Below are 1,453 nucleotides of genomic sequence, written 5' to 3'. Positions count from 1 at the left end.
GTCGGGGAGTTTGGGGATCTCGATGTTGCCGACGCCCTTCAGCGCCTTGCTGATGTCCCCGATCTTCGACAGACCCGCACCCGCACCCTTGGCGATGTACGTCATCGGATCGATGACCTTGCCCGCCTTGCCCGCCAACGACAACGCCTTCGCTACCGCACCCGCCTTACCCGCACCCGACGCCGCACCACCCGCACCACCCGTGAACACCGTCGTCAACACATTGAACGTCACCGCACCCGCAGCACGAGCAGGATTCTTCCCCCACTCGTCCCACGCCACCAACGCCTTACCCGTCTCCTTCATCGCCGTACGCGAATCACGCAACCACGACGGCAACTTGTCATCCGGCAACGCCCAGAACAACGCCCCCGCACCCGGCATCGACGAAATCACCAAACCGGTCGCCAACTGCGCCAGACCCTTCCACGCCTGACCCATCGCCTCCCAGCCACCAAAACCCACCAGCGTGCCCAGACCCTTGATCGTCCCCCACACACCATCCACGATCAGCCCGTCCCACACAAAGGACTTCACCCAATGGCCGACCTCATACCAGTGATGCCGCTCCTCCACCGGGTCACCCCAGGGAAGCTTCGCGTCCTTCATGTCCTCGGCATTGAACCCGTACTGGTCCTTACGCTCCGAACCATCCCCCGCCACCATCTGCGTCCCACCGAACAACGCAGTGATCTTGTTGTGACACGTCCGCTCCGCCGCCCAGAACGCCGCCACCGCCGCCGTCACATCATCACGGATCCGATTGTGATGATCGACCTTGTCCCCGTCATACTCCCAGTCGTCATCACCCCGGACGGAATCCACGAACGCCGTCGCATCAACCTTCAACTGCTCCAGCCTCGCCACCAACGGCCGGATCTCCACCGCATACGACGACAACGCCGACGACACCGTCTCCAGATCGCCCGCGAACCCCTCCGCCCGCTCGGCCACCGGCTTCGTCGTCGCGAACAACCGCTCCGCCTCCGGAGCCGTGTAATACGCCGACAACCCCTGAAACCCCGCATGCACATCCCGGCCCGTCGACCGCACACGCGACGCATCCGACCTCAGATCACCACAGTCCTTCTCCAACTGCGCCAGATCACCCGTGAACTGCGGAATCTGCCCAGGATCGATCACGCCCCACCCACCCCCGGCACATCAACCCGCGGCTCCCCCAACGCCTTGCGCTGCGCCTCCGCCGCCATCTCCTCATCCCCCCGCAAATACGCCGTCGTCGCATCCACCGCACCCTGCAACGACTTCCCCGCACGCAACGCGATGTACTGCAAATCCTTCGTCGCATGCTCCGCATACTGCGACAACGCCAACGCCACCAGACCCCCCGCGAACCCCTCCGCCGGCTCGGCCACCGACCTCGGCGCCGCCAACAACCGCTCCGCCCCCGGAGCCGTGTAATCCGCCCACAAGCAACAAAACCCCCGATACG

The 1,453-nt window shown here is 64.7% G+C and carries 1 protein-coding gene and 1 pseudogene; both read right to left on the bottom strand.

What is annotated here, in order from left to right; translation table 11 throughout:
* Positions 1 to 1,143: pseudogene (locus ADL25_RS09905) on the bottom strand (protein phosphatase); the annotation flags it as partial.
* On the bottom strand, positions 1,140 to 1,433 hold the full coding sequence (locus ADL25_RS09900; RefSeq protein ID WP_234380804.1) for a DUF6507 family protein: 294 nt from the start codon (positions 1,431 to 1,433) through the stop codon (positions 1,140 to 1,142). The gene ADL25_RS09900 and the pseudogene ADL25_RS09905, both read right to left, overlap by 4 nt.
* Positions 1,434 to 1,453: the final 20 nt, after the last annotated feature.

It is taken from the genome of Streptomyces sp. NRRL F-5122 (genome assembly GCF_001507435.1).
Lineage (GTDB): Bacteria > Actinomycetota > Actinomycetes > Streptomycetales > Streptomycetaceae > Streptomyces > Streptomyces lannensis.
Note: the sequence above shows the minus strand (reverse complement) of the source record. Positions and strands in the feature narration are given on the sequence as shown.